21 protein-coding genes are annotated in these 22647 nt (G+C 45.2%); 9 read left to right on the plus strand and 12 right to left on the minus strand.

Annotated features, from left to right (window positions below; translation table 11 throughout):
- From argS to A3762_RS08795, 5 genes are all read left to right on the plus strand, one after another.
- On the plus strand, positions 1–1688 hold a 1688-nt coding region (argS, locus tag A3762_RS08775; RefSeq protein ID WP_068754986.1), incomplete at its 5' end, for an arginine--tRNA ligase.
- A gap of 20 nt (positions 1689–1708) precedes the next feature.
- The gene (locus A3762_RS08780) at positions 1709–2335 is read left to right on the plus strand and encodes an SPOR domain-containing protein (RefSeq protein WP_068754988.1); all 627 of its coding nucleotides are present in this window, start codon (positions 1709–1711) and stop codon (positions 2333–2335) included.
- A gap of 173 nt (positions 2336–2508) precedes the next feature.
- Positions 2509–3030 carry an ATP-dependent protease subunit HslV gene (gene hslV / locus A3762_RS08785; protein WP_068754990.1) on the plus strand — a complete coding sequence of 174 codons (522 nt, stop codon included), beginning with the start codon at positions 2509–2511 and terminating at the stop codon, positions 3028–3030.
- Positions 3031–3042: 12 nt separating this feature from the next.
- Positions 3043–4380, plus strand: a complete 1338-nt coding sequence (gene hslU, locus A3762_RS08790) for an ATP-dependent protease ATPase subunit HslU (protein ID WP_068754992.1) — start codon at positions 3043–3045, stop codon at positions 4378–4380.
- Between the two features lie 16 nt (positions 4381–4396).
- A complete protein-coding gene (locus A3762_RS08795; RefSeq protein ID WP_068473934.1) occupies positions 4397–4735 on the plus strand; it encodes a gamma-butyrobetaine hydroxylase-like domain-containing protein in 339 nt (112 codons plus the stop codon).
- Positions 4736–4749: 14 nt separating this feature from the next.
- Here the strand turns inward: A3762_RS08795 and ptsP are convergent, their stop codons facing one another.
- Together ptsP and rppH are read right to left on the minus strand one after the other, a co-directional pair.
- Entirely contained in the window at positions 4750–7050 is a 2301-nt protein-coding gene (gene ptsP, locus A3762_RS08800; RefSeq protein ID WP_068475336.1) for a phosphoenolpyruvate--protein phosphotransferase, read from the minus strand.
- Positions 7051–7073: 23 nt separating this feature from the next.
- On the minus strand, positions 7074–7553 hold the full coding sequence (gene rppH / locus A3762_RS08805) for an RNA pyrophosphohydrolase (RefSeq protein ID WP_068475386.1): 480 nt from the start codon (positions 7551–7553) through the stop codon (positions 7074–7076).
- A gap of 215 nt (positions 7554–7768) precedes the next feature.
- Here rppH and A3762_RS08810 point away from each other — a divergent pair, with 215 nt between their 5' ends.
- Together A3762_RS08810 and A3762_RS08815 are read left to right on the plus strand one after the other, a co-directional pair.
- Positions 7769–8428, plus strand: a complete 660-nt coding sequence (locus A3762_RS08810) for an HAD family phosphatase (protein WP_068475334.1) — start codon at positions 7769–7771, stop codon at positions 8426–8428.
- 3 nt (positions 8429–8431) lie between these two features.
- Positions 8432–9292 carry an imelysin family protein gene (locus tag A3762_RS08815; RefSeq protein WP_156493345.1) on the plus strand — a complete coding sequence of 287 codons (861 nt, stop codon included), beginning with the start codon at positions 8432–8434 and terminating at the stop codon, positions 9290–9292.
- Here the strand turns inward: A3762_RS08815 and A3762_RS08820 are convergent.
- The 9 genes from A3762_RS08820 to A3762_RS08860 all read right to left on the minus strand — a co-directional run bounded on the left by A3762_RS08820 (position 9270) and on the right by A3762_RS08860 (position 17737).
- On the minus strand, positions 9270–10457 hold the full coding sequence (locus A3762_RS08820) for a class I SAM-dependent rRNA methyltransferase (RefSeq protein ID WP_068475329.1): 1188 nt from the start codon (positions 10455–10457) through the stop codon (positions 9270–9272). The two genes, A3762_RS08815 and A3762_RS08820, sit on opposite strands and share 23 nt — an antisense overlap.
- A gap of 76 nt (positions 10458–10533) precedes the next feature.
- Complete coding sequence (gcvPB, locus tag A3762_RS08825) at positions 10534–11982, minus strand: aminomethyl-transferring glycine dehydrogenase subunit GcvPB (RefSeq protein WP_068475327.1); 1449 nt, start codon at positions 11980–11982, stop codon at positions 10534–10536.
- Positions 11982–13352, minus strand: coding sequence for an aminomethyl-transferring glycine dehydrogenase subunit GcvPA (gene gcvPA / locus A3762_RS08830; protein ID WP_068475325.1), 1371 nt, complete (start codon positions 13350–13352; stop codon positions 11982–11984). The genes gcvPB and gcvPA overlap by 1 nt, the downstream gene beginning before the upstream one ends.
- A 96-nt stretch (positions 13353–13448) precedes the next feature.
- Entirely contained in the window at positions 13449–13847 is a 399-nt protein-coding gene (gene gcvH / locus A3762_RS08835; protein WP_068475323.1) for a glycine cleavage system protein GcvH, read from the minus strand.
- A 46-nt stretch (positions 13848–13893) separates the two neighbouring features.
- A complete protein-coding gene (gene gcvT, locus A3762_RS08840; protein WP_068754994.1) occupies positions 13894–14982 on the minus strand; it encodes a glycine cleavage system aminomethyltransferase GcvT in 1089 nt (362 codons plus the stop codon).
- Between the two features lie 62 nt (positions 14983–15044).
- The gene (locus A3762_RS08845; protein WP_068475320.1) at positions 15045–15632 is read right to left on the minus strand and encodes a YqiA/YcfP family alpha/beta fold hydrolase; all 588 of its coding nucleotides are present in this window, start codon (positions 15630–15632) and stop codon (positions 15045–15047) included.
- Positions 15622–16422, minus strand: coding sequence for a 3',5'-cyclic-AMP phosphodiesterase (gene cpdA / locus A3762_RS08850; RefSeq protein WP_068475317.1), 801 nt, complete (start codon positions 16420–16422; stop codon positions 15622–15624). The genes A3762_RS08845 and cpdA overlap by 11 nt, the downstream gene beginning before the upstream one ends.
- Before the next feature lie 244 nt (positions 16423–16666).
- Entirely contained in the window at positions 16667–17119 is a 453-nt protein-coding gene (locus tag A3762_RS08855; protein WP_068475315.1) for a DUF1249 domain-containing protein, read from the minus strand.
- A gap of 3 nt (positions 17120–17122) precedes the next feature.
- Positions 17123–17737, minus strand: a complete 615-nt coding sequence (locus tag A3762_RS08860) for an NUDIX domain-containing protein (protein ID WP_068475313.1) — start codon at positions 17735–17737, stop codon at positions 17123–17125.
- A gap of 166 nt (positions 17738–17903) precedes the next feature.
- Here A3762_RS08860 and A3762_RS08865 point away from each other — a divergent pair, with 166 nt between their 5' ends.
- Positions 17904–19256 (plus strand): TolC family outer membrane protein, encoded by a 1353-nt coding sequence (locus tag A3762_RS08865; protein WP_068475311.1) that lies wholly within the window; start codon positions 17904–17906, stop codon positions 19254–19256.
- On the opposite strand, the gene waaA is transcribed toward A3762_RS08865, so the two are convergent.
- A complete protein-coding gene (waaA, locus tag A3762_RS08870; RefSeq protein ID WP_068475309.1) occupies positions 19253–20518 on the minus strand; it encodes a lipid IV(A) 3-deoxy-D-manno-octulosonic acid transferase in 1266 nt (421 codons plus the stop codon). The two genes, A3762_RS08865 and waaA, sit on opposite strands and share 4 nt — an antisense overlap.
- 87 nt (positions 20519–20605) lie before the next feature.
- Between waaA and A3762_RS08875 the strand changes: the two genes are divergently transcribed.
- On the plus strand, positions 20606–22630 hold the full coding sequence (locus A3762_RS08875) for an ELM1/GtrOC1 family putative glycosyltransferase (RefSeq protein ID WP_068754996.1): 2025 nt from the start codon (positions 20606–20608) through the stop codon (positions 22628–22630).
- Positions 22631–22647 lie beyond the last annotated feature (17 nt).

The raw sequence follows: 22647 nt of genomic DNA on the forward strand, positions 1-22647 counted from the left end.
GTGATCTTAAGTTTCGGGTCATGGTAGATACTACAAAAGATAAGAGTCATGGCGACTTCGCAACCAACATTGCATTAATGCTAGCCAAACAAGCTGGCACAGCACCGCGAGCTTTAGCAGAAAACATCTGCGCAAAAATCGAAAACAGCAACAATGCTCAAATTAAAAAACTTGAAATAGCCGGCCCTGGTTTCATTAACTTTTTTGTGAGCTCAGCCAGCCAATTCGCTGTACTCGAAGATATCTTCGCACGAGGCGAGAACTTCGGGCGCGCAGACGCAAACAGCAAACCATCGATCCAAGTTGAGTTTGTTTCAGCCAATCCAACCGGCCCACTTCACGTAGGTCATGGTCGCGGCGCTGCATATGGTGCGACTGTTTCAGATTTCTTAGAAGCTGCAGGCTATCAAGTGCAGCGAGAGTACTACGTTAACGACGCTGGCCGCCAAATGAACATTCTCGCTGCGAGTGTTTGGCTGCGCTATTTAGAACTGCAAGGCCAAGACATTAAATTCCCAGTAAACGGGTACAAAGGCGAATACATTTTTGATATCGCAAAAGACCTGCAAAGCAAGCATGGCGACGTGTTCTCCCAAAACGCCGAAGATGTATATAAAGATCTTCCAAAAGATGAAGATGAAGGCGGTGATAAAGAGCTGTATATCGATGCGGTCATCGTTCGCGCTAGAGAACTACTTAGCGACGGATTCAAAACGGTCTACGACCTCGGCGCTGATTCAATCGTTGATGAAATACGCGAAGACTTAGGCGAGTTCGGTGTGAACTATCAACGCTGGTTCTCTGAGGCATCATTAAAAGACAGCATTGAAGTCGCGCTTGCAAAACTTCAAGAGAATGGTTTCCTATACGAGAAAAATGGCGCTACATGGTTCCGTTCAACAGACTTTGGCGATGACAAAGACCGTGTAGTGAAGCGCGACAATGGCGAAACAACATACTTCGCATCGGACATTGCCTACCATTACGACAAATTCGAACGCGGCTTTGAACGCGTTATCAATGTTTGGGGCGCCGACCACCATGGCTACATCACACGTGTAAAAGCGTCTTTACAAGCCTTAGGCATTGACCCTGAAAAGCTCACTGTAAAACTAGTTCAATTCGCAATTCTTTATCGCGGTGGCGAACGCGTTCAAATGTCGACAAGAAGCGGCTCATTTGTGACGCTACGTGAGTTACGCGAAGAAGTTGGCAACGATGCAGCACGTTTCTTCTACGTGACGCGTAAGGCTGAGCAGCACATGGACTTCGATCTCGATCTTGCGAAATCACAAAGCAAAGATAATCCGGTGTATTACATTCAATACGCACATGCACGTATTGCAAGTATGCTGCGCAAACTGGAAGAAGAAGGCGCATCCGTTGATCAAGCAAATGGTTTAAGTCAACTAACTAGCAATGCCATCGAAGCTGAAACTGAATTGGCAAAACGTTTGGCGCAATATCCGCAAACGCTTTTTAATTCTGCTGAGCAGTTTGAGCCGCATACTATGACGCATTATCTACGTGACCTAGCTAGTGAATTCCACACTTACTACAACGCGAACAAGATGCTTGTTGAAGATCATAATGTACGTGATGCGCGCATCACCTTGAGCCTTGCTGTGCAACAGGTTCTGCGCAATGGTCTGAATCTGCTAGGTGTTAGCGCGCCAGACAGTATGTAAGTAGACACGAGATTCATGGAATGACACGCGATTACGCTAAACCATCAACAACAAAAACAAGCTCGAAAAGCAAACCGAAAAAGAAAACGGCAAAAAAGAGCGCTGCTGCTCCAAAAGCAGCGCCTCCAGCCCCCTCAAACTCGGGCAAGAGTAAGTTTTTCCACATCGCACTCATTACGGCCATTCTTGGCGGTTTTGCCTATGGTCTGTACAAACTTGCGCAACTTCCGGCGGATCACACGCTAGACCCTACAACACCAACAAAACCAAGCCAAGCAAAGCAGGTCGAGCCGACAAAAACTGAAAAGCCCGAAGCTCGCTTCCAGTTTTATGACATGCTTCCTAATAGCGAAGTCGAAACTGATGCAGTAACCGCTTACACCTTTAAAGAAAAAGGAGTGCAGGAGGAATATCAGTACATGCTTCAAACTGGCTCCTTCCGTCAACGCAAAGACGCAGAACGTCAGAAAGCTACGATCGCATTTCAGGGACTTAAAGCTTCAATCAAAGCGACCAGCAACGACCAAGGCAGCACATGGTTCCGAGTTCAAACTGGCCCCTTTGCTTCTCGTAGTGAGATGAATGCGGCCTTAGATAAACTCTATGCGATCAATATTCAGCCGCTCGTGAAGAAAAGCAAAAAGTAAGCTCAAAGTGGCGCTTGTTCGCTTCGCTTAACTCTCCCCTTCTTTTAAAGCCTGGACACTCATAGTCATCATCGTGCGCGTACGCATTATTTTACGCGCAGAAACCTTGAATTTCTGAGTTCCGCATCCATATTCGTTCGAGACAAAAAAATTCATCGAGTAGGAGCTCAACGATGACCACTATCTTATCTGTCCGCAGAGAAGGCGAAGTTGCACTAGGCGGCGATGGCCAAGTCTCTCTTGGCAACACCATCATGAAAGGCAATGCGAAGAAAGTGCGCCGTCTCTACAATGGACAAGTCATCGCGGGCTTTGCTGGAGGCACTGCAGATGCTTTCACGCTATTTGAACGCTTTGAAGCTCAGCTAGAAAAACATCAAGGGCACCTCGTTCGAGCGGCCGTAGAATTAGCAAAAGATTGGCGAACCGACAGAGCTCTTCGAAAACTCGAAGCATTACTTGCTGTTGCCGACAAAGACTCCTCACTCATTATTACGGGCAACGGCGATGTCATTGAACCTGAAGACAGTCTAATCGCCATTGGCTCAGGCGGTCCTTTCGCGCAAGCAAGTGCGCGCGCCCTACTTGATAACACCGAGCTCGGTGCACACGATATTGTTGAGAAAGGCTTAGACATTGCAGCAAGCATTTGCGTATTTACCAACGACAACCGCACTATCGAAGAACTGAAGTAAAAGGCTAGCACTATGGCGAACATGACCCCGCGCGAGATCGTACATGAACTCAACCAACACATTATTGGCCAAGACGACGCAAAACGTGCCGTTGCTATCGCTCTTCGTAATCGCTGGCGCCGAATGCAACTAAACGAGGATCTACGTGACGAAGTTTCGCCAAAGAATATCCTAATGATTGGCCCGACAGGCGTTGGTAAAACAGAAATCGCTCGACGACTCGCTAAACTCGCAGACGCACCTTTTGTTAAGATTGAAGCGACCAAATTTACTGAAGTGGGCTATGTAGGCAGAGATGTTGATTCAATCATCCGCGACCTTGCCGAAAACGCGCTTAAACTTTTCCGTGAAAAAGAAATTAAACGCGTTGAAATGCGTGCAGCTGATCTAGCAGAAGATCGAATTTTGGACGCACTACTTCGTCCTGCTCGTAGCACTAATTCTTTTTCAGAAGAGCCTAGCGCTGAAGAATCAAGCACTCGTCAAATCTTTCGTAAAAAGCTCCGTGAAGGCGAGCTAAATGACAAAGAAATCGATATCGAAGTGAGCTCTACTCCAGTTGGTGTTGAGATTATGGCTCCTCCAGGAATGGAAGACATGACCAATCAACTACAGAGTTTGTTCTCTAATATGGCCGGAGACAAACGTAAGAGCAAAAAAATGAAAGTGTCGGACGCTCTCAAAATTGTGCAACAAGAAGAAGCGGCCAAGCTAATTAATGAGGAAGAAATTAAAGCTACAGCCATAAAAGCCGTTGAACAAAATGGCATTGTATTTCTCGACGAAATCGACAAAGTCGCTAAGCGCGCAGACAGTGGTGGATCTGGCGAAGTTTCACGCGAGGGCGTACAGCGCGATCTACTTCCGCTTATTGAGGGGAATACTGTCACGACTAAACTAGGCCCAGTCAAAACAGACCACATTCTGTTTATTGCTTCAGGCGCCTTCCACCTATCGAAGCCTTCAGATCTTATCCCCGAACTGCAAGGGCGCCTGCCGATTCGTGTCGAGCTTAAAGCACTGAGCACAGATGATTTTAAACGCATCCTAACTGAGCCAAATGCATCATTAATTGATCAATATGTCGCTCTGATGGCAACCGAAGGCGTCAAACTAAGTTTCAATGATGATGCGATCGAACGTATCGCGCACATTGCTTGGAAAGTGAACGAAAGCACCGAGAACATCGGAGCACGACGATTGCACACAGTATTAGAGCGCCTTCTTGAGCAAATATCTTACGACGCGGGCGACAGCGTAAGAGAGCAGTTTGAAGTGACCGCTGCGTATGTTGACGAACAGCTCAACGAAGTGGCAGAAGACGAAGACTTAAGTCAATACATTCTATAGACGGCGAACTCTTAAGATGATCCCAACGCGCATTGAACTCAAAAAACAGTCTCGTACACTCGCCTTATCTTATGCCGATGGCGACTATGCACTGAGCTTTGAGTTATTGCGCGTATTATCGCCCTCTGCTGAAGTGCGCGGCCATGGCAAACCCATCCTACAACACAGTAAAAAGTCAGTGCAGTTAGTCGGCATAGAACAAGCCGGTAATTATGCCCTCAAGCTTAGCTTCGATGACGGACATGACTCGGGATTGTACACGTGGGACTACTTACGAAAACTTGCTTTAGAACAAACAAGTCTGTGGCAGGATTATCTCGATCAACTTAGCGATGCGGGATTAAGCCGAGAATAAGACTTTTCGAGAGATTATAAGGCCGCGGAAGATTTCACTTCAGCTAAACGAGACCTACGTAAGAATCTATCAAAACCAGCCTCTTTCAGTGCTAGCGTTAATGTACTCTCAACAATGTACGAAGAATCAAGCATCAAGACCTCTTTCAACAAGTCTTGCGCCCACTCCAAACTCACGCCTCGCAACACAGCTTTTACGCGTAATAGATTCGAAGCATTCATCGAAAGGGCGTCATAACCCATAGCCATAAGCAATAATGCGCCAGCCGGATCACCCGCTAGCTCGCCACAGATACTTAACTGAACATGCATACCCTTAGAATCTTGCGCGATCTTGTACAAAGCTTGAAGAACTGCAGGATGGAATGAATGATATAAAGGCGCAACACGCGGATTGTTACGATCTACAGCCAGCAAATACTGCGTCAAATCGTTTGAACCCACCGATAAAAAGTCGACGCGTTCAGCCAACTCGCGCACCTGATAGACCGCTGCTGGGACCTCAACCATCACTCCCACTTGCGGCATATTGACTTGATAGCCTTCTGCACGAACCTCGTGATACTCACGATAAATAAGGTGCAAGGCTTCTTCTACCTCGTTCACACTCGACACCATTGGTAACATGATGCGTAAATTGTTGAGGCCTTGGCTAGCTTTTAACATGGCGCGCATTTGCACCAAAAAGATTTCAGGGTGATCTAGCGTGACGCGGATACCACGCCAACCCAAGAAAGGATTTTCCTCTTCAATAGGAAAATACGTTAAGGCTTTATCTCCACCAATATCGAGTGTGCGCATGGTCACTTGATTCGGAGCAAACGCTTCGAGCTGCTCTCGATAATACAGCATTTGCTCGTATTCACTTGGGAAACGCTCGTTAATCATGAAAGGCACTTCGGTTCGATACAGACCGACACCCTCTGCACCATGATCAAGCGAACGCACCACGTCTGCCATTAAGCCAGTATTTACCCAAGAATGAATACGATGTCCGTCAGTTGTCTCGCATGGTAACTCGATGATCTCTTTTAAGTCTTCATCAAGCTCTTTGTCTTCATTCAATACCGTCGCATAATGCGCCTGCATTTCTGCAGAAGGCGAAATTAAAATGTCACCGTTATAACCATCAACGACCATCTCACAACGGTCAAGCTTGGATAACGGAACATCTACTAGGCCCATAACGGTAGGTATGCCCATTGCTCGCGCAAGAATCGCAACGTGCGAACTACCCGAACCTTTAATGGACACTAAGCCAACAAGATTCTCGCGCGGCACCTCGCCTAGCATTGTCGGCGTCAACTCGTCACTCACCAACACAGTGCGCTCGGGAAAGTTTAGCGTTTGTGTCTCGCGCTCTTGAAGATAACTCAGAATACGACGACCCAAGTCTTTGATATCAACAGCTCGCTCACGCAAATAGGCATCACTCATCATTTCAAAGTGACTCGCGTAATCCTTTATCACGTGCTTCAACGCTGTCTGCGCACATGATCCTGCTTTAATTTTGTTCTGAACTTCGCCCGCAAGTGCTTTATCGTCGAGCATCCCGATATATACATCGAACAGCGCCTGTTCTTCAGGCCTAAGCTGCTCCGCTAAACGCTCACCTACTTTGGATATATCGACACGCACAGATTCGATGGCTCCATCAAAAAGCGCCAAATCTGCATCAATATCATCGGAAGTTCTTTCAGGAACGCTATCGAAGTCCGCCGGGGGAAACATCACCATGCTTTGACCAATCGCAACCCCTGGTGAACCCGCGACCCCTTTAAAGACGAGATCTTGTTCTTTGCTGGAAATTAAAGAGGGACCAACAAACGCACTTGTCGCTTCTGAATGCGCAATAATGCCGGCAAGCTGAGCCGAAACAGTAACAAGAAAAGCTTCTTCACCTTCATCAAAATGACGACTGTTTGAAGCTTGCTGAACAACAATAACGCCGAGAACTTTCTTGTGGTGAATGATTGGCACACCAAGAAAGCTTTCGTATCGCTCCTCGCCCGTTTCGGGAAAGTAACGATAACGATGGTGATTTTGAGCATGCTCTAAATTAATAGGTTCTTGGCGAACGCCAACGAGCCCGACCAGACCCTCAGAATATCCAAGACTGACTTGCCCAACCGCATCAAGGTTCAAACCCTTCGTTGCCATCAGTACGTAGCGGTTTTCAACGCTATCAAGAAGATAAATCGAGCATACATCCGTCTGCATAGACGACTGCACTCGATCCACAATCAGCTGAAGAGCTTCATTAAGATCTGCAGCTGCATTGACTTCCTGTACTATGCCGCGAAGCGTGGCCAGCATTGCTCAACCCCTATTATTTGACGCTAGTCCACAGTAAATAAGTGGCTAGACAAATCTTTCAATGCACGTCGGTAGACTTCTCGCTTGAAGGAAACTACTTGACCCAATGGATACCAGTAGCTCACCCAATCCCAACCATCAAACTCTGGCGTTTCGCCATTGCTCAAAGAGATGCTTTCGTCCTGCCCGATCATTCTCAACAAAAACCATTTTTGTTTTTGGCCAATACAAACCGGATGGGAGTTATGTCGGACTAAGCGTTTTGGCAAGCGATATCGTAACCAGCCCTCAGTCTGCGCAACAATCTGAACATCTTTTTGCACTAAACCGATCTCTTCATAAAGCTCTCGATACAATGCTTGTTCTGGCGTTTCGTGAGGTTTTATTCCCCCCTGAGGAAACTGCCAAGAAGTTTGTCCAATTCTACGCGCCCATAGCACCTCATTCTGTTGGTTAGCAAGAATAATTCCGACATTCGATCTAAAACCGTCAGAATCAATCACAACCATTCCTAATAAAATTTCGTTTCAGCCATTGTTCCAGAAAAAGCAAAATGCAGCAATCGTAAGGCTCGGTAAATACGAGCTATCACACACATAAAGACCTTCATTTCCTTAAACATTAGACACACTATTGGTCGCACTTCAGTTTTTTATTTCCTCTGTCGTATAACCTGTTATGCTGCGCCAACGTTCAATTTCGCAATGGAGTAAGATGCGTGGCACTGGCAATTTTTGATCTAGACAACACCCTTATCGCAGGCGATAGCGATCACCTATGGGGTGAATTTTTAGTTGAAAACAAACTGGTTGATGCAGAGTATTTCAAGCAAAAAAACGATGAATTCTACCAAGACTATGTTGAAGGTAATCTCGACATCTACAAGTACATTGAATTTTCATTGTCTCCACTTACTCAGCACTCCATGACTAAGCTTGACGAGTTACACCAGCAGTTTATGGAAAGCCACATCCAGCCCATCATGCTGCCTAAGGCAAAAGCGCTGATTGAATCACATAGAGACAAAGGCGACACATTACTTGTCATCACTGCTACAAATCGCTTTGTAACTGCTCCTATTGTCGAAGCATTTGGCATTGAAAACCTTCTTGCTATCGAGGTCGAAGTCGTCGATGGCCAATACACAGGAAAGAGCTTTGGTGTACCAAGCTTTAAGGAAGGAAAAGTAACCCGTTTAAATGACTGGCTGGCTGAAAACACGCTATCTCTCGAAGGCGCTTATTTTTATAGCGACTCGCACAACGATATTCCTTTGCTTGCAAAGGTTGATCATCCTGTTGTCGTTGATGGCGACGATCAACTTCTGAAACATGCAAAAACAAATAACTGGAAATGCATTTCATTAAGAGATAACTAAGTGATGCTGAACCGCGGTGCCATGATTGCGTTAAAAAATTTCGTATTAGTATTATCTGCTTCCATACTGCTGGCTTGCAGTGAAAATGACGCACCAAAGTTAGAAGAACCAGTACAAAACAGCACAACGACGGATGACCACTCTCAATTATCAGACGCCCCTTTAAACAACACGAAAGCGCAGACAGAATTCGCCAACAAAGCGTTTTTAGATACGCTCACTGCTCTCGACGCACTGTCTCTTGCCGTAACCCAGTTCACAGACACACCCAATGAGCAGCTCTTTAACGCAACCCAAGCGCGTTTGACCCAAGCGCACAACGCCTATCGTGTGAGCAGTGCTTTTTTAGCGCTCAGTCCTGCTCATGAAGCCTCGAAGTTTTTGGATAGCTACCCTTTACTGCCAGGCTATTTAGACAGCGTTGAAGGCTATCCAAACAGTGGAATCATTCATTCAGAAATCCCTTTAAACGTTTCTACATTGGAAGACGAATTCCAGTTTAGCGATTCAATGTATTTAACTTTAGGATTTGAAGCGTTCGCTTTCATACTCAACGGGGACCCTGACTCACCTGTAGCTCCATGGCGACGATTCAATGACGAAGGAACTGATAAAAATAAACACACCGCAGAGCGCAGACGTCAATACCTAAGCTTGCTGAGTGAACACTTGGTCTCTGAATTTAAAAAACAGAAACTGCAGTTCGAACAACTCGGCATACTTAATCTACATTTACTGCAAGACGATGCCTTCAAACAGGCTTATCTAGAAGCTGAAGCAGCCCGTTTTGATCAATCTCTTGTACAAAAGATATCTGAACAATGGGCTGCTGTAGAGCAACTTAAGACTGAGGAAGCACTCTAAAGAACATGGCTTTGAGATAGTTTGTTTCTGCGATCGCGGGAACAATAGGATGGTCAGGGCCTTGCGGAAAACGCTCAATCAACTGCAACTCCTTCTCGAGCGTACGCGCTGTTTTACGAACAATATCTAACAATGTTGGCTCAGCCAAATGCATTGAGCAAGATCCTGAAACAAGCACACCATCTTTACTCAACAAACGCATCGCCATCTGATTCAAACGTTGATAAGCGACCTCACCTGCTTTCTGATCTTTTCTGCGAGGAATAAACGCTGGCGGGTCAACAATCACCACATCAAAGCGCTCACCTTCTTCCTTCAACGCTTTGCAGATTTCAAACACGTCACCTTCAATGCTGGAAACAATATCACCAACACCATTTAACTCTGCATTTTTATGCACATAATCCAGAGCAAGCGTTGAGGCATCAACACAGGTCACCTCCTTCGCTCCAAACATTGCAGCTTGAACACCCCAGCCACCAATATAGCTAAACAGATCAAGAACCGTCTTGCCTTTCACATAGTGCGCTAATGCAGCTCTTCCTAGCCGATGATCATAAAAGTATCCGGTCTTTTGCCCTTCAACAACTGGGGCGACAAAACGAACACCATTTTCTCTCAACTCTGCTTCAGTGATATCACCTAAAGCATGCTCAACGTAACTCTCTAGACCCTCGCTCTCTCGCATTTTCCCATCGTTCTTAAAAACAATGGCTCGCGGCTTTAACTTCTTCTCAAGAACTTCAGTAATATCCGCTTTCAACTGTTCCATTCCAGCACTTGAGATCTGCACGACGAGTACGTCTTGAAATCGATCAATCGCAAGCCCTGGCATGCCATCACTATCACCGTACACAAGCCGATAACTCTCATCATCGAAGCGCTTTTCGCGCAAGCTCAACGCAATATTTAAACGATGTGCAAAAAGAGAGCGGTCAAAAATCGCTTTTTTATCTCGACTGAATAAACGGCCGCAAATCAAAGTATTTGGATTTACAAATGCAACACCCAAAAACTGACCCGAGTGCGATTGCACATGGCATTGCTCACCCGCACTGAATTGCTTTAGCGGGCTTTGTTTGACGTCCACCTCGTTACTGTAAATCCAAAGGTGGCCTTGCTTAAGACGCTTTTCAGCGCCTTTTCGTAAAATCATTGTTTGCATGAAAAGTGCCTCTGTTTAGGCGAAAAAAAACGCACACACCTAACATCAGTGTGTGCGTTATTATTTGAAATGTACTTTAGTCTGCCCAGTAGTTGACGTCGAGCTCACGTGCTGCTTTCACATCATCGAGTCGTTTTACTGGTTGCGTGTAAGGTGCATGCTTAACAAGATCAGCATTTTCTTCCGCCTCTTGTTGTATCTCAACCATTGCTTGAACGAAGCCCTCTAATTCTTCGATCGACTCAGTTTCAGTCGGCTCGATTAAGAAACACTCAGGCACCAATAATGGGAAATAAGTGGTCGGCGCATGATAGCCTTTATCCAACAAGCGCTTCGCAAAATCCATAGCATTAACGCCCAAGCCTTTCGCTTGTTCGCTTAAGGTGATAATGAATTCATGCGTTGCACGACGCTCGGGATAAGCAAGCTTGAAACCAGCATCGGACATTAATTTCGCCATGTAATTAGCATTAAGCGTTGAATATTCACCAACACGATGCAAACCATCTCTACCCAGCAATACTGCGTACACATAAGCACGAAGCAAAATTCCAGCATTTCCCATAAAGGCACTCAAACGACCAATACTGTCTGGCAACTCGTCATCATCAATCCAAACGTACTGATCGTCTTTTTTGCCTGCAATCGGTGTTGGTAGGTACGGCAACAAACGTTCACCAACAGCAACAGGGCCAGCACCGGGACCGCCACCACCATGCGGCGTAGCGAAAGTTTTATGCAGGTTCATGTGCAAAACATCAAACCCCATATCTCCAGGGCGAACCTTACCTAAAATAGCATTCAAGTTCGCACCATCGTAATAAAGCAAACCACCTGCTTCATGCACCGTTTTCGAAATCGCTTCGATTTGACGTTCAAACACTCCACAAGTCGATGGGTTGGTCATCATGATCCCTGCGGTTTGAGGACCCACAGCTTCTTTCAAGGCATCAAGATCGACATCACCGTCCGGTAGTACAGGAATCTCACGAACCTTGTAACCACACATAACCGCTGTCGCAGGGTTAGTACCATGCGCCGCTTCAGGAACGATAATTTCCTGACGAGCTGTATCGCCACGTGCATCATGATACGCCTTGATCATCGCAACACCCGCAAACTCGCCCTGCGCTCCCGCCATTGGTGTTAACGAAACGCCTGCCATGCCGGTTACTTCTTTAAGAATCTCTTGCAACTCGTAAATGCAAGAAAGATAGCCTTGGCTGTGCGATTGAGGCGCTAAAGGGTGACGAGCCAGATGCCCCGGCAAACTTGCAGCTTTATGTGCACCGCGAGGATTGTATTTCATCGTACAGGAGCCTAAAGGATAGAACTGCGTATCGATGGAAAAGTTTTTACGCGATAGATTCGTAAAATGACGAACAACTTGCAGTTCAGATGCCTCAGGTAATTTAGCCGCATCTTTACGACGAAATTCTGCAGGAATGCCAGAAAGCTCAGCCTTATTACTTGGCGCTTGAGCGGTCGCTCGACGACCCGGAGAACTCTTTTCAAAAATCAACATTACACAGCCTCCGTTTCTAATAGTGCCTGTTGCATGGCATCGCGATATTTATCTAAATCTGTTTGTGTCTTTGTTTCTGTCGCGCAGAACAAAATAGCGTTGCCAAGCTCTGGGTAATAAGGCGCGAGATCAATCCCACCTAACACTTGCTGGTTCGCCATCGCTGCAAGTACTTGCTCTGCAGACTTATCAAGCAATGCAACACGCTCATGAAAGCTAGCTATTTGCTTAGCCAATGTAACGCCATCTAACTGCTCAATACTTTGAGCCAAACTTTGTGTGTTCGAATGGCTATTCGCGGCAACACGACTTAAACCTTCCGCGCCAAGTAAGGACATATAAATCGTTGCAGCAGTAACCGCCAAACCTTGGTTGGTACAAATATTCGATGTCGCTTTCGATCGTCGAATGTGCTGTTCACGCGCTTGTAGCGTCAAGGCATATCCATCAACACCCTCTGTATCAACTGTTTTACCAATAATACGGCCTGGCATCTGGCGCACGAGTTTATTGGTACAACAAATAAACCCAAAGTAAGGACCACCTGAAGCAAGAGGAACACCTAAAGGCTGACCTTCGCCAACAGCAATATCAGCACCCGTTTCACCCCACTGCCCTGGAGGCGTCAGCACTGCAAGAGCCGTAGGGTTAACAACCGCAATCACCAGCATACCTTGCGCATGCGCCCAATCAGTTAGCGCATCAACCTGCTCCAAACTTCCAAAAAAGTTCGGTTGAGAAATAACAAGCGCGGCATAGTCTTGACCTTCATATTCGGCCAAGGCTGACTGATCCGTCACTAAAGCCTGCGCATCCATTGCTAGCTCATCAAGCATAATTCCTTGATTCTCAACGATGCATTGCGCGGCTTTGCGATATAGAGGATGCGTTGTTTTGGCTACTAGTACTTTCTTACTCTTTGACTTACGATTCGCACGAATCGCCATCAAAACAGCTTCAGCTAATCCAGAAGCACCGTCATACAAAGAAGCATTAGATACATCCATATCTGTCAGTGCCGACATCATCGACTGGTACTCATAAATCAATTGCAACGTACCCTGACTTGCCTCTGCCTGATAAGGCGTATAAGCCGTCATGAATTCACCACGAGTAGTCACATCCCAAACAGCAGCAGGAACATGGTGTTCATAAGCACCCGCACCAATAAAACAAAGCGCTCCGCTATCTTGCTGAGCACGCTCGTTCATACGGCGCATCATTTCCATTTCAGACAAACCAGCTGGAACAGCTAAAGGCTTTGCTCGTAAATGTTCTGGAATTTCATCAAATAACTGATCGATTGATTCAACGCCGATAGTTCCCAGCATTTTCTCTACGTCAGCGTCGGTATGAGGCACAAAAGGCATGCTCGCTCCTACGAAACAAAAAGCCCCCTATTAGTCGGGGCTAAACAACAATACGTATAAAACAAAAAAAGCGCATCAATGCGCTTTTATTTAGATTTAGTGGTCGTCAGCCTCACACACGTCTGCATAAGCATCTGCATCAAGTAAGGCTTCAAGTTCAGACGAGTCAGACAATTTAACTTTGAAGAACCAACCTTCGTCATAAGGCTCGCTATTTACCGTTTCAGGAGCGTCTTCTAAGCTCTCATTAATCGCAATAACTTCACCACTTACTGGTGCAAAGATATCAGAAGCTGCTTTTACAGACTCTACGACACCAGCCTCATCACCCGAGGCTAATTCGTTACCTAACTCAGGTAACTCAACGAAAACAACATCGCCAAGAAGCTCTTGAGCGTGATCTGTAATACCGATCACAGCTGTCTCACCGTCAGCTTCAACACGAACCCACTCGTGGCTCGACAAGTACTTAAGTTCACTTGGAATATTGCTCATACCTATCTCCTTTTCATCAGCGCTTAACCACTGGTGACTTTATATTTTATTTGTAAACACGTTCGCCATTTCTCACGAAAGGCGCTTTAACTATTTTGACTGGGACGCGCTTGTTTCGCATCTCCACATCACATTCTTCTTGAGCTTGAACAGGAACTCGCGCTAACGCGACGGAATAACCTAGCGTTGGGCTAAATGTTCCACTAGTAATCTCACCTTCGAGAGTTTGCCCTTCATGCTCAACCAACACCTTCTGATGCCCGCGCAATACACCGCGAGCTTCAAGTACCAAACCAACTTGTTTGAATTTTAAGCCCTGCTCTTTCTGTGCAACGAGTGCAGACTTACCGATAAAGTCACGATCTTCTGACCAAGCAATCGTCCAGCCCATATTCGCTTCAAGCGGAGACACTTCCTCATCCATATCTGATCCATACAAGTTCATACCAGCTTCTAAGCGAAGTGTATCTCTTGCGCCGAGTCCGCATGGTTTTACACCAGCAGCCTCAAGATCTTTCCAAAACTTTTCCGCTTCAGCTTCAGGAACAATAACTTCTAGGCCATCTTCACCTGTATATCCAGTACGGCAATACATCCACTGGCCGTCTTCCAAACCTTGAAATACATTCAAAGACTCAATCAAAGATGCTGCATCCGCACGCACTTCAGAAACTTTCGCTAAAGCATTTGGCCCTTGAACAGCGACCATAGAGAGCTCTGGACGTTCATTTAATGAGGCATCAAAACCTTGGATTTGCTTTTCCATCCAAGCAAGATCTTTCTCTCTTGTTGCGCAATTCACAACAAGCCGAAAGCCTTCAGGCATACGGTATACGATCAAGTCATCAATCACGCCACCGTTTTCATTAAGCATACCGGTGTATAGCGCTTTACCGACTGACTTTAGCTTAGCAACGTCATTTGCTAGTAAGCGTTGCAGATACGCTTGAGCATCTGCACCAGACAAGTCGACGATAGTCATATGTGACACGTCAAACATGCCTACGTCTTTGCGGACAAAATGATGCTCTTGAACCTGAGAGCCATAGTGGATTGGCATATCCCAACCACCAAAATCGACGATCTTTGCGCCTGAATCAAGGTGCGCTTGGTACAATGATGTTTTATTACCCACTTAACAGCTCCACAAGCTTATTAGTATTGGGCCGCATTTTACCGAAACAAAAGCTAGAAAAACTAGCTTTTAGAAGAAATTCTGTTGAAGAAATGTTCTATGGTGGGTAAGTGTTTTGTGAATGATGTATAAGAATGATCACCACCACGACTTAAATACATTTTAGCACCAAGCAATTTAAGCGCGGCTTCTTGATAATTGAGTGTTTCGTCTTCGCTCTCTGTTAAGAGAAATAACTGCGACAATTTTAAAGACGTCCGATCAACATCTAAAGCAAGTAATTGCTCCATATGCTCAGACTTTACTTCATACTCCACGCCGGTATACATATTTTTATTTATGCCAATGTAATCCGACAACAACTCATACGGCCGCACCGCTGGATTGATCAAAACAGCCGGCAATGCATAGTTAACATGAAGATAAAGACTATAAAACCCTCCCAAACTGCTACCAATCAAACCAGAATACTCGGCAACTTGGAGCTTATTCTCTAGCAAGTCGATTGCTTTGGACGGTTCAGCAGGAAGAGCAGGAATGTCGATTCGGAAAAGATCGTTCTCAGCAAAATAACTACAGGTTTGATTCGCTTTTTCAGAAGCAGGGGAGCTATTAAAACCGTGAAGATATAAAAGTCGCTTAGTAGCCATTACTTTGAAGATCTAGCTCAAACTCAAACTCATTTGCTCGCTTCACTTCCGTTTCGAAGGAACCATCAGAATGTAAAGTCAGCCAACGATACCCTGGAGCCAACTTATCTAAAGCAAAGTCTTCAGACTGCGGTTTAAACTGTATGCATGTTGAAGGAGAAGCCAACCAGCGCTTTCCATCAATACTCTGATCAAATTCCTGATGTATATGCCCCCACAAAACAGCTTTTACTGACTGATCTTTCGAGACCGCATCTAAAAATGCTTCAGGACGATGCAAGCCGATGTTATCGAGCCACTTTGCACCAATAGGAATTGGGTGATGATGCAAACACACCATCGTATTGTTCGCAGAGGAAGAAGCTAAAGAAGTCTCCAGTAAGTTCAGCTCTGAGTCGCTCAACTCACCATGAACATTCCCTGGGGATAAAGAATCTAAAAGAATGATTTCCCAATCACCGACAACCAAGGTTTTCTGGAGCTCTTCGCCCTCGCCGATCACCGATGACATATTTGAACGTGCATCATGGTTACCTGCAAACCAACGAATTGGACAGGTGAAATCAGACAGCATCTCTTTCATCGTTTGGTAGGCTTCGACAGATCCATCTTGAGAAATATCGCCAGTCACGAGAATACAATCTGGCTGCTGACCATCTGCCTTGATGTCATTTAACACGGCATTCAAGCTATCAAAAGTATTGATACCTAACAGGTCTCTACTTCTGTCTGCATTAAGATGGCAATCTGTGATATGCAGCACCTTCACTGCATAGTCCTTCTGGTGCATTGGAGTTCGGCTCTAGTTGTTAATGCTTACACGCTCAGTGCAAATAACGTTTTATTCAATCATTCGACAGTACGATGACAAATTAGTATAGACAAACTAGTCGTTCTGTCTCGTATTGCGCTTTAAGGGTGACAGCTATTTATTGTATTCATTTTTATGCTGTTTCTATGCCCTTAAAGATAAGACGCTATGTTTCACACACAATAAAGTTAAAGCGAACTTGATGGCGCGTCTAGCACGAGCTTCACAGTTTACTCGGGTTAAACGGGTGTGTATCACAAATCCCGTAGCGCAAACAAAAACTCAACCATTCTGATAAAAAACGATTCAGCTGCGTTTTCTCATCCGGCAGATTCATATCTTTATTTGGGTAAGAGTTCACACCAGAAAGTGCTCGATACCCTTTACGACTAATGACCTCCGCAACAGCCGCATCATGATAAAGACGAACCATTAAAGATGGATTATTCAGCCAAGGCCCTGCTGAGGAGACTTGCTCTAGTAAAATTGTGTCGGTGTATTTTGAGGTCTCGATATTTTGAGCATGAACCGTCCCAATAAAATGAGATCCGTTATACAAAGAAATATTTAGCTCATCACCTTCATCAACAAGATGCAGTAATTTCATTAAGCGGCGATAGTTGCTTTCAAACAAAGCATTCAGATGAGAGATATCTGGAACGTATTTTCTAACCACGAACTATTTACCTGACCAATGCTCGTTAACGTCTTGTTTGTTTAACGCCAACCATTGCAAGGCAATGATCGCTGGGGAATTATCAATTTTATTATCTTTGAGCATCTCCATAGCTTTATCAAACCCTATAACATGCACCTTTATGTCTTCACCTTCTTCTTCAAGGCCATGCACACCACCAAGACCTTCGCTATGAACCAAGCCAACAAATAAGTGAATGCGCTCGGTAGAGCCTCCTGGAGACGGATAAAACTCATAGATATGCATCAAATCCAATACATCTGCACCCGCTTCTTCTTGCGCTTCACGCACCACAACATCAGCTGGCAACTCTGATTCTTCGTTGATACCGGCAACAAGCTCAAGCATCCAAGGTGAGTCTGAATGATGAAGTCCACCAATACGAAATTGCTCAACGAGCACAATCGAATCCTTATCTGGGTCATAGAGCAAGACACAACTCGCATCACCACGCACAAAAATTTCACGCGACAACACCGGGCTCTCACCACCCTCAAACAGGCGATGTTTAAAGTGATATCGAATAAGTTTGAAAAAGCCCTCATAACAAGACTCTTCTTGAACCATGCTCCAGTGTTCGTGCGTAAAGTTTGCCATTCGTTACTCTTTAAAAGTTTTTGAAGCAGGCCATCCCATCGAAGGCACCGCAAATAGCGGCGCAAGTGTAAAGTTACGCAAAAATATTGTCCAGAATGCCTAGCAACTGCTACCTTATACTCAGTTACACGTGTTTTTTTGAAATGCATAAGGATTTTGTCTACTCATGATATCAATTAAAAAACTAGTTCTATGTATCGCTATTAGCTGTTTAGCTAGCGTAGGCTCCGCTCTAGCAGACACTTATGACTTAGTAGAGTTATATCAAAGTGCTCTCACCTACGATGCCGACATTGCTGCTGCCGAATCAGCTTACGTAGCAGAGCAAGAACAAGAAAACATAGCATTAGCTAATCTTCTTCCTCAAATCGACGCTGACGCAAGCATTGGTCATACCAATGACGAGATCAAAAAAGGTCCAAACGTATCGGACTCCTATAAAAGTACAACTTACGGCGTGAGCTTAACGCAACCTTTGTTTAACATGCCTCGATGGTACGATCTTTCTGCTTCAGAATATGGATCATCACGCGCAGAAGCTGAGTTCTTAACAGCGCAACAAAATCTCATTCTTAAAGTATCCGAAGCTTATTTTAACGTGCTTCGCGCAGAAGAAGATTTGATTGCTAGCCAAGCCTTAGAAACAGCCGTTAAACGTCAATATGAGCAAGCGAAAGAACAATTTGAGGTTGGGTTGATTGCGATCACCGATGTGCACGAGGCAAAAGCATCTTACGACTCATCCCAAACGACACGAATTCGCGCAGAAGGCGCATTGACGATTGCCCGCGAGACTCTGTCACGCATCACTGGCCAATACGCAATAGATCTAAAAACACTTTCAGACACCTACGAAACAACAATTGATCCAACAGATAGTATTGAGTCATGGGTAAATAGCGCTATCGAAAATAACCCTTCTGTAATTGCTGCCCACTTTAACGCCAAGGCATTAGAAATGGGTTACAAATCCAAGCGCGCAGTACATTATCCAACTCTGACTCTCACAGCTGGCTTTGATAACACAAATCTTGATGAGGTGAAATCAGGTATTTTCAATAACAATGTTGAAACAGAAGCGGAAAGAGGTACGGTTTTTATAAATCTGAACCTCCCTATATATGCTGGCGGCGGAACAAGTGCAGCGTCAAAACGTGCTCGCTTACTCTCCGAGCAAGCAATGCATCAACTCACAGCAGCGCAACGCTCGGCTGAAATTGAAACACGCTCAGAGTTCATTAACTTGCGTACAAACTCTCAAACCGTTGACTCTTTGAAACAGAATATTATCTCTCGTGAGAGCGCTCTCGAAGCAACACGTGAAGGCTATAACGTTGGAACACGTAATATTGTTGAAGTACTCGATGCGGAAAGAAATTACTTCACAGCATTGCGTGATTATGCGAGTGCGCGGTTTGATTTCATCATCAGCAGTCTCAAGCTAAAACAAGCTGCCGGTACGCTTCATGAAGAAGATCTCGCTGCGATCAACGAAAGCCTGATCTTGCAAGCTAACTAATCTAGTTCTGGCGCAATTGCATCGACAACCCTAGCGATTGCGCCCTTACCCTTCTCCACCACGTCAAACGCAGCATTTCCTAACTCAGCGGCCATTTTTGGATCCTGAAGTAATCGGCTCAATTGCACCTTCAAATCAGCATCATCCTGCACAACACTTAACGAGCTGGATGCCATGAACTCTCGACATATCATTTCAAAATTAAAATAGTGAGGGCCAATCAGCATAGGCTTACCCAATGCTCCGGGCTCTATCGGATTATGGCCACCAACTTCCGTTAGAGAACCTCCGATAAAAACAATGTCGCTCGCCGCATAAAAACGCATCAACTGCCCCATAACATCTAAGACGTAAACATCCTCATCGGGCAACAAACTTTCTCGTTCACTGTACCTGCCGACACGAAACCCCATCTCATGGGCTAAACGATATGCAGAATCAAAACGCACTGGATGTCGTGGCACCAATATCAATAGCAAATCAGGGTAACGCTGCTTTAATTCCTGATGCACAGCTAGAACCTTGGCATCTTCACCCTCATGCGTGCTCGCCGCGATCCAAATCATTTGCTCAGAATCGAGTCCCTCTCTCAAGATCAGACCTTTTTCGGCGAGTTCTGCGTCAAATTGCATATCGAATTTTAGGCTTCCGGTGACGCGAATACGATCTGGTGAAATACCTAACCGCTCAAACCGTTCGGCATCCGGTTTAAACTGACATAGCACCAGCTGCAAACTATCAAAAAGCCACGAAAGCAGTAGCAAAAAGCGCTTATAACCTCGCGCAGAACGCTCAGATAAGCGAGCATTAGCTAGTACCACAGAACAACCCGCCTTCTGCGCACCATGCAGCATATTCGGCCAAAGCTCAGTTTCCATGATGATTACAAACTTGGGACGAATACGCTTAAGAAACGCACCGACAAACAACGGAAAATCATATGGGGCATATACATGATAAACAGAGTCACCAAATAGCTTACTCACCAATGCAGAGCTCGTAGGCGTCATTGTCGTGACAGTAATACGCTTTGCAGGATAACGAGTTTGCAGCTCTCGAATAATAGGTTCGGCCGCAAGCAACTCTCCGACGGAAACAGCATGAATCCAAAAATCTTGAGCTTGTTCTGGGGCCTTAAAAAAGCCTAAACGCTCCAAGCGACGTGATCGATACTCAGGCGAGCGAATCCCTCGAAGCAATAAGTGCAACAGCACAAAAGGAATGCAGATCGCAATAATAATTGAGTAAACTAACCGGACCATATACAAAGCGCCTCATCGAACAGCTCGCGAGTATACCTTAGTGCGAAAAACTGCCCAATCAATATACGTAATAAAGCGACTGCTTCCATGATTTCAATTTGTTTCGTGACTGACAACAAAACAGGCCACCGCAAACAACTTGAGGCCCTAGAGTGCGCCTTTAAAGAACAAGTTCCAATCGCCACATCATGGATCGATATAAATACAGATCAGCAACCAAGCTCTGAATCAACTTTTGATATTTTGATTGGTGCAGGCCATAGCACGCACAAGGCAGTACTCTCGCTCGCAAAACAGTATCAGGCTTTATCCTGCTCTGTTATGTCACCCTCTCTTCCTCATGGTTTATTTGATGCGATCATCGCACCAAGACATGACAAACTTAAAAATAGTGAGCGCGTACTCACTACAAAAGGGCCGTTAATCAAGAAATCCGCAATTGCATCGGACACAAGATCAGAAGGTCTGATTTTATTAGGCGGACAATCCAAACACTTCATTTGGGATGAAGAAAAAATCATCAAGCAGATTACGACTATCTCACAAGACGACTCATTACCATGGTCAGTCTCTTGTTCTCGACGCACTCCTGTTAGCACTGCTCAGGCTATTCAACAACAGCTAAGTCATATCAAAATCATTGAGGCAACAGCTGACATTGAACCAATACTGGCAAGCGCCAAATCGATTTGGGTCAGCCCCGATAGCATAAATATGATGTATGAGGCTCTCAATACTCAAGAGCCTGTGGGCGTGCTTCAGTTGAAATCCAAACGACGAATATTGAGACGTAACAAGGTTCTCAACGAACTAAAAACACTCGAGCAAGAAAATCTCATCTTTCGATATATTGAAGACAAAGCGCCTGCACCCTCTCACAACTCAAAACACCAAAGTTCACACGCACCAAGCTCAGAAGCACAGAGCGCGATCATCAACGAAGCTGAACGCGCCGTACACTGGCTTTTAAAAAAAGTGGAACAAAGAAAAGCCGCGCCGCATGTTGCGCAAATTCTTCCGGCATTACACGGCGGAGGTGTAGAACGCGGAACGATAGAGCTGGCTGAACATTTGTCCTCAAATCACATCAAGTCGAGCGTCATTTCATCCGGCGGAAAGCTGACTAAGGAACTGAATCTGTTCAATGTCAGACACCATACTCTGCCCGTTCACAGCAAGAATCCTGTCCGCATCATACTCAATGCTTTCGCAATGGTGCGATTAATCAAAGAACACGGCATAAACTTGTTACATGTTCGCTCTAGGGCCCCAGCGTGGAGCACCCTATTGGCGTCTAAGCTGAGCGGCGTACCCTACGTTGCGACTTTCCATGGAGTCTATGGACATCAACCCGCTGCAAAGCGTTTCTATAACTCCGCAATGCTACGTGGAGTCAGAACAATCGCAGTTTCTCAGTTTGTTGAAAGGCATATACAAAGCACCTATCCAGCACTTGCCAATCACATTGTGACGATTAATCGCGGGGTTGATACGCATTTTTTTAAACCTGCTCAAGAACAAAGCCAACCAAAAGAAAAAGAAGTATTTACTCTCTTGATGCCTGCGAGATTTACCCGATTAAAAGGACATGCATTTGTCTTAAAAGCACTTGAACAATTTAATAACACACGAGTCGAGCTAATTTTTATTGGTGACAAAACAGGAAAGGATGATTACTACAAAGAGATTCAGAAGCTGTCTGAAAGCTCTTGTCATACCGTGCGTTTTGTAGAGCATCAGAAAAATCTGCAGCCGTTTTATGAAAACGCGGATGTTGTACTGTCCGCTACGACCAAACCAGAATCATTTGGGCGAACCATCATAGAAGCACAAGCGATGAAAACATTCGTTCTAGCGCCTGATCACGGAACAAGTAGAGACATCATTGCTCCAGAGCTAATTCCGTACGCATTATATAAAGCGCAAAATGAGTCATCTTTCATTGCTGCGCTACAAAAAATTTACACTCTCTCAACTGACAAACGAAGTCTTGTAGGAGACAATGCTCACGCATTCGTTCAAACGCACTTTGAAAAAAGCCAAACCACACAAAAAACATTGCAACTTTATAAAGAGCTTTGGCAAAAATCCGCTATGGTTAGCAAGCTTTAAATCGATAAATGACGTAC

The sequence above is a fragment of the Oleiphilus sp. HI0125 genome, assembly GCF_001635355.1.

Excerpts from the sequence above, each read along its gene's own strand:
- ptsP (WP_068475336.1), bottom strand. The coding sequence starts at position 7,050 with ATGCTGGCCACGCTTCGCGGCATAGTACAGGAAGTCAATGCAGCTGCA.
- A3762_RS08815 (WP_156493345.1), top strand. The coding sequence starts at position 8,432 with ATGCTGAACCGCGGTGCCATGATTGCGTTAAAAAATTTCGTATTAGTA.
- A3762_RS08795 (WP_068473934.1), top strand. The coding sequence starts at position 4,397 with ATGATCCCAACGCGCATTGAACTCAAAAAACAGTCTCGTACACTCGCC.
- gcvPA (WP_068475325.1), bottom strand. The coding sequence starts at position 13,352 with ATGCCTTTTGTGCCTCATACCGACGCTGACGTAGAGAAAATGCTGGGA.
- A3762_RS08780 (WP_068754988.1), top strand. The coding sequence starts at position 1,709 with ATGACACGCGATTACGCTAAACCATCAACAACAAAAACAAGCTCGAAA.
- A3762_RS08875 (WP_068754996.1), top strand. The coding sequence starts at position 20,606 with ATGATTTCAATTTGTTTCGTGACTGACAACAAAACAGGCCACCGCAAA.
- hslV (WP_068754990.1), top strand. The coding sequence starts at position 2,509 with ATGACCACTATCTTATCTGTCCGCAGAGAAGGCGAAGTTGCACTAGGC.
- cpdA (WP_068475317.1), bottom strand. The coding sequence starts at position 16,422 with ATGCACCAGAAGGACTATGCAGTGAAGGTGCTGCATATCACAGATTGC.
- A3762_RS08865 (WP_068475311.1), top strand. The coding sequence starts at position 17,904 with ATGATATCAATTAAAAAACTAGTTCTATGTATCGCTATTAGCTGTTTA.
- hslU (WP_068754992.1), top strand. The coding sequence starts at position 3,043 with ATGGCGAACATGACCCCGCGCGAGATCGTACATGAACTCAACCAACAC.
- waaA (WP_068475309.1), bottom strand. The coding sequence starts at position 20,518 with ATGGTCCGGTTAGTTTACTCAATTATTATTGCGATCTGCATTCCTTTT.
- A3762_RS08860 (WP_068475313.1), bottom strand. The coding sequence starts at position 17,737 with ATGGCAAACTTTACGCACGAACACTGGAGCATGGTTCAAGAAGAGTCT.
- gcvPB (WP_068475327.1), bottom strand. The coding sequence starts at position 11,982 with ATGTTGATTTTTGAAAAGAGTTCTCCGGGTCGTCGAGCGACCGCTCAA.
- A3762_RS08845 (WP_068475320.1), bottom strand. The coding sequence starts at position 15,632 with ATGGCTACTAAGCGACTTTTATATCTTCACGGTTTTAATAGCTCCCCT.
- gcvH (WP_068475323.1), bottom strand. The coding sequence starts at position 13,847 with ATGAGCAATATTCCAAGTGAACTTAAGTACTTGTCGAGCCACGAGTGG.
- A3762_RS08820 (WP_068475329.1), bottom strand. The coding sequence starts at position 10,457 with ATGCAAACAATGATTTTACGAAAAGGCGCTGAAAAGCGTCTTAAGCAA.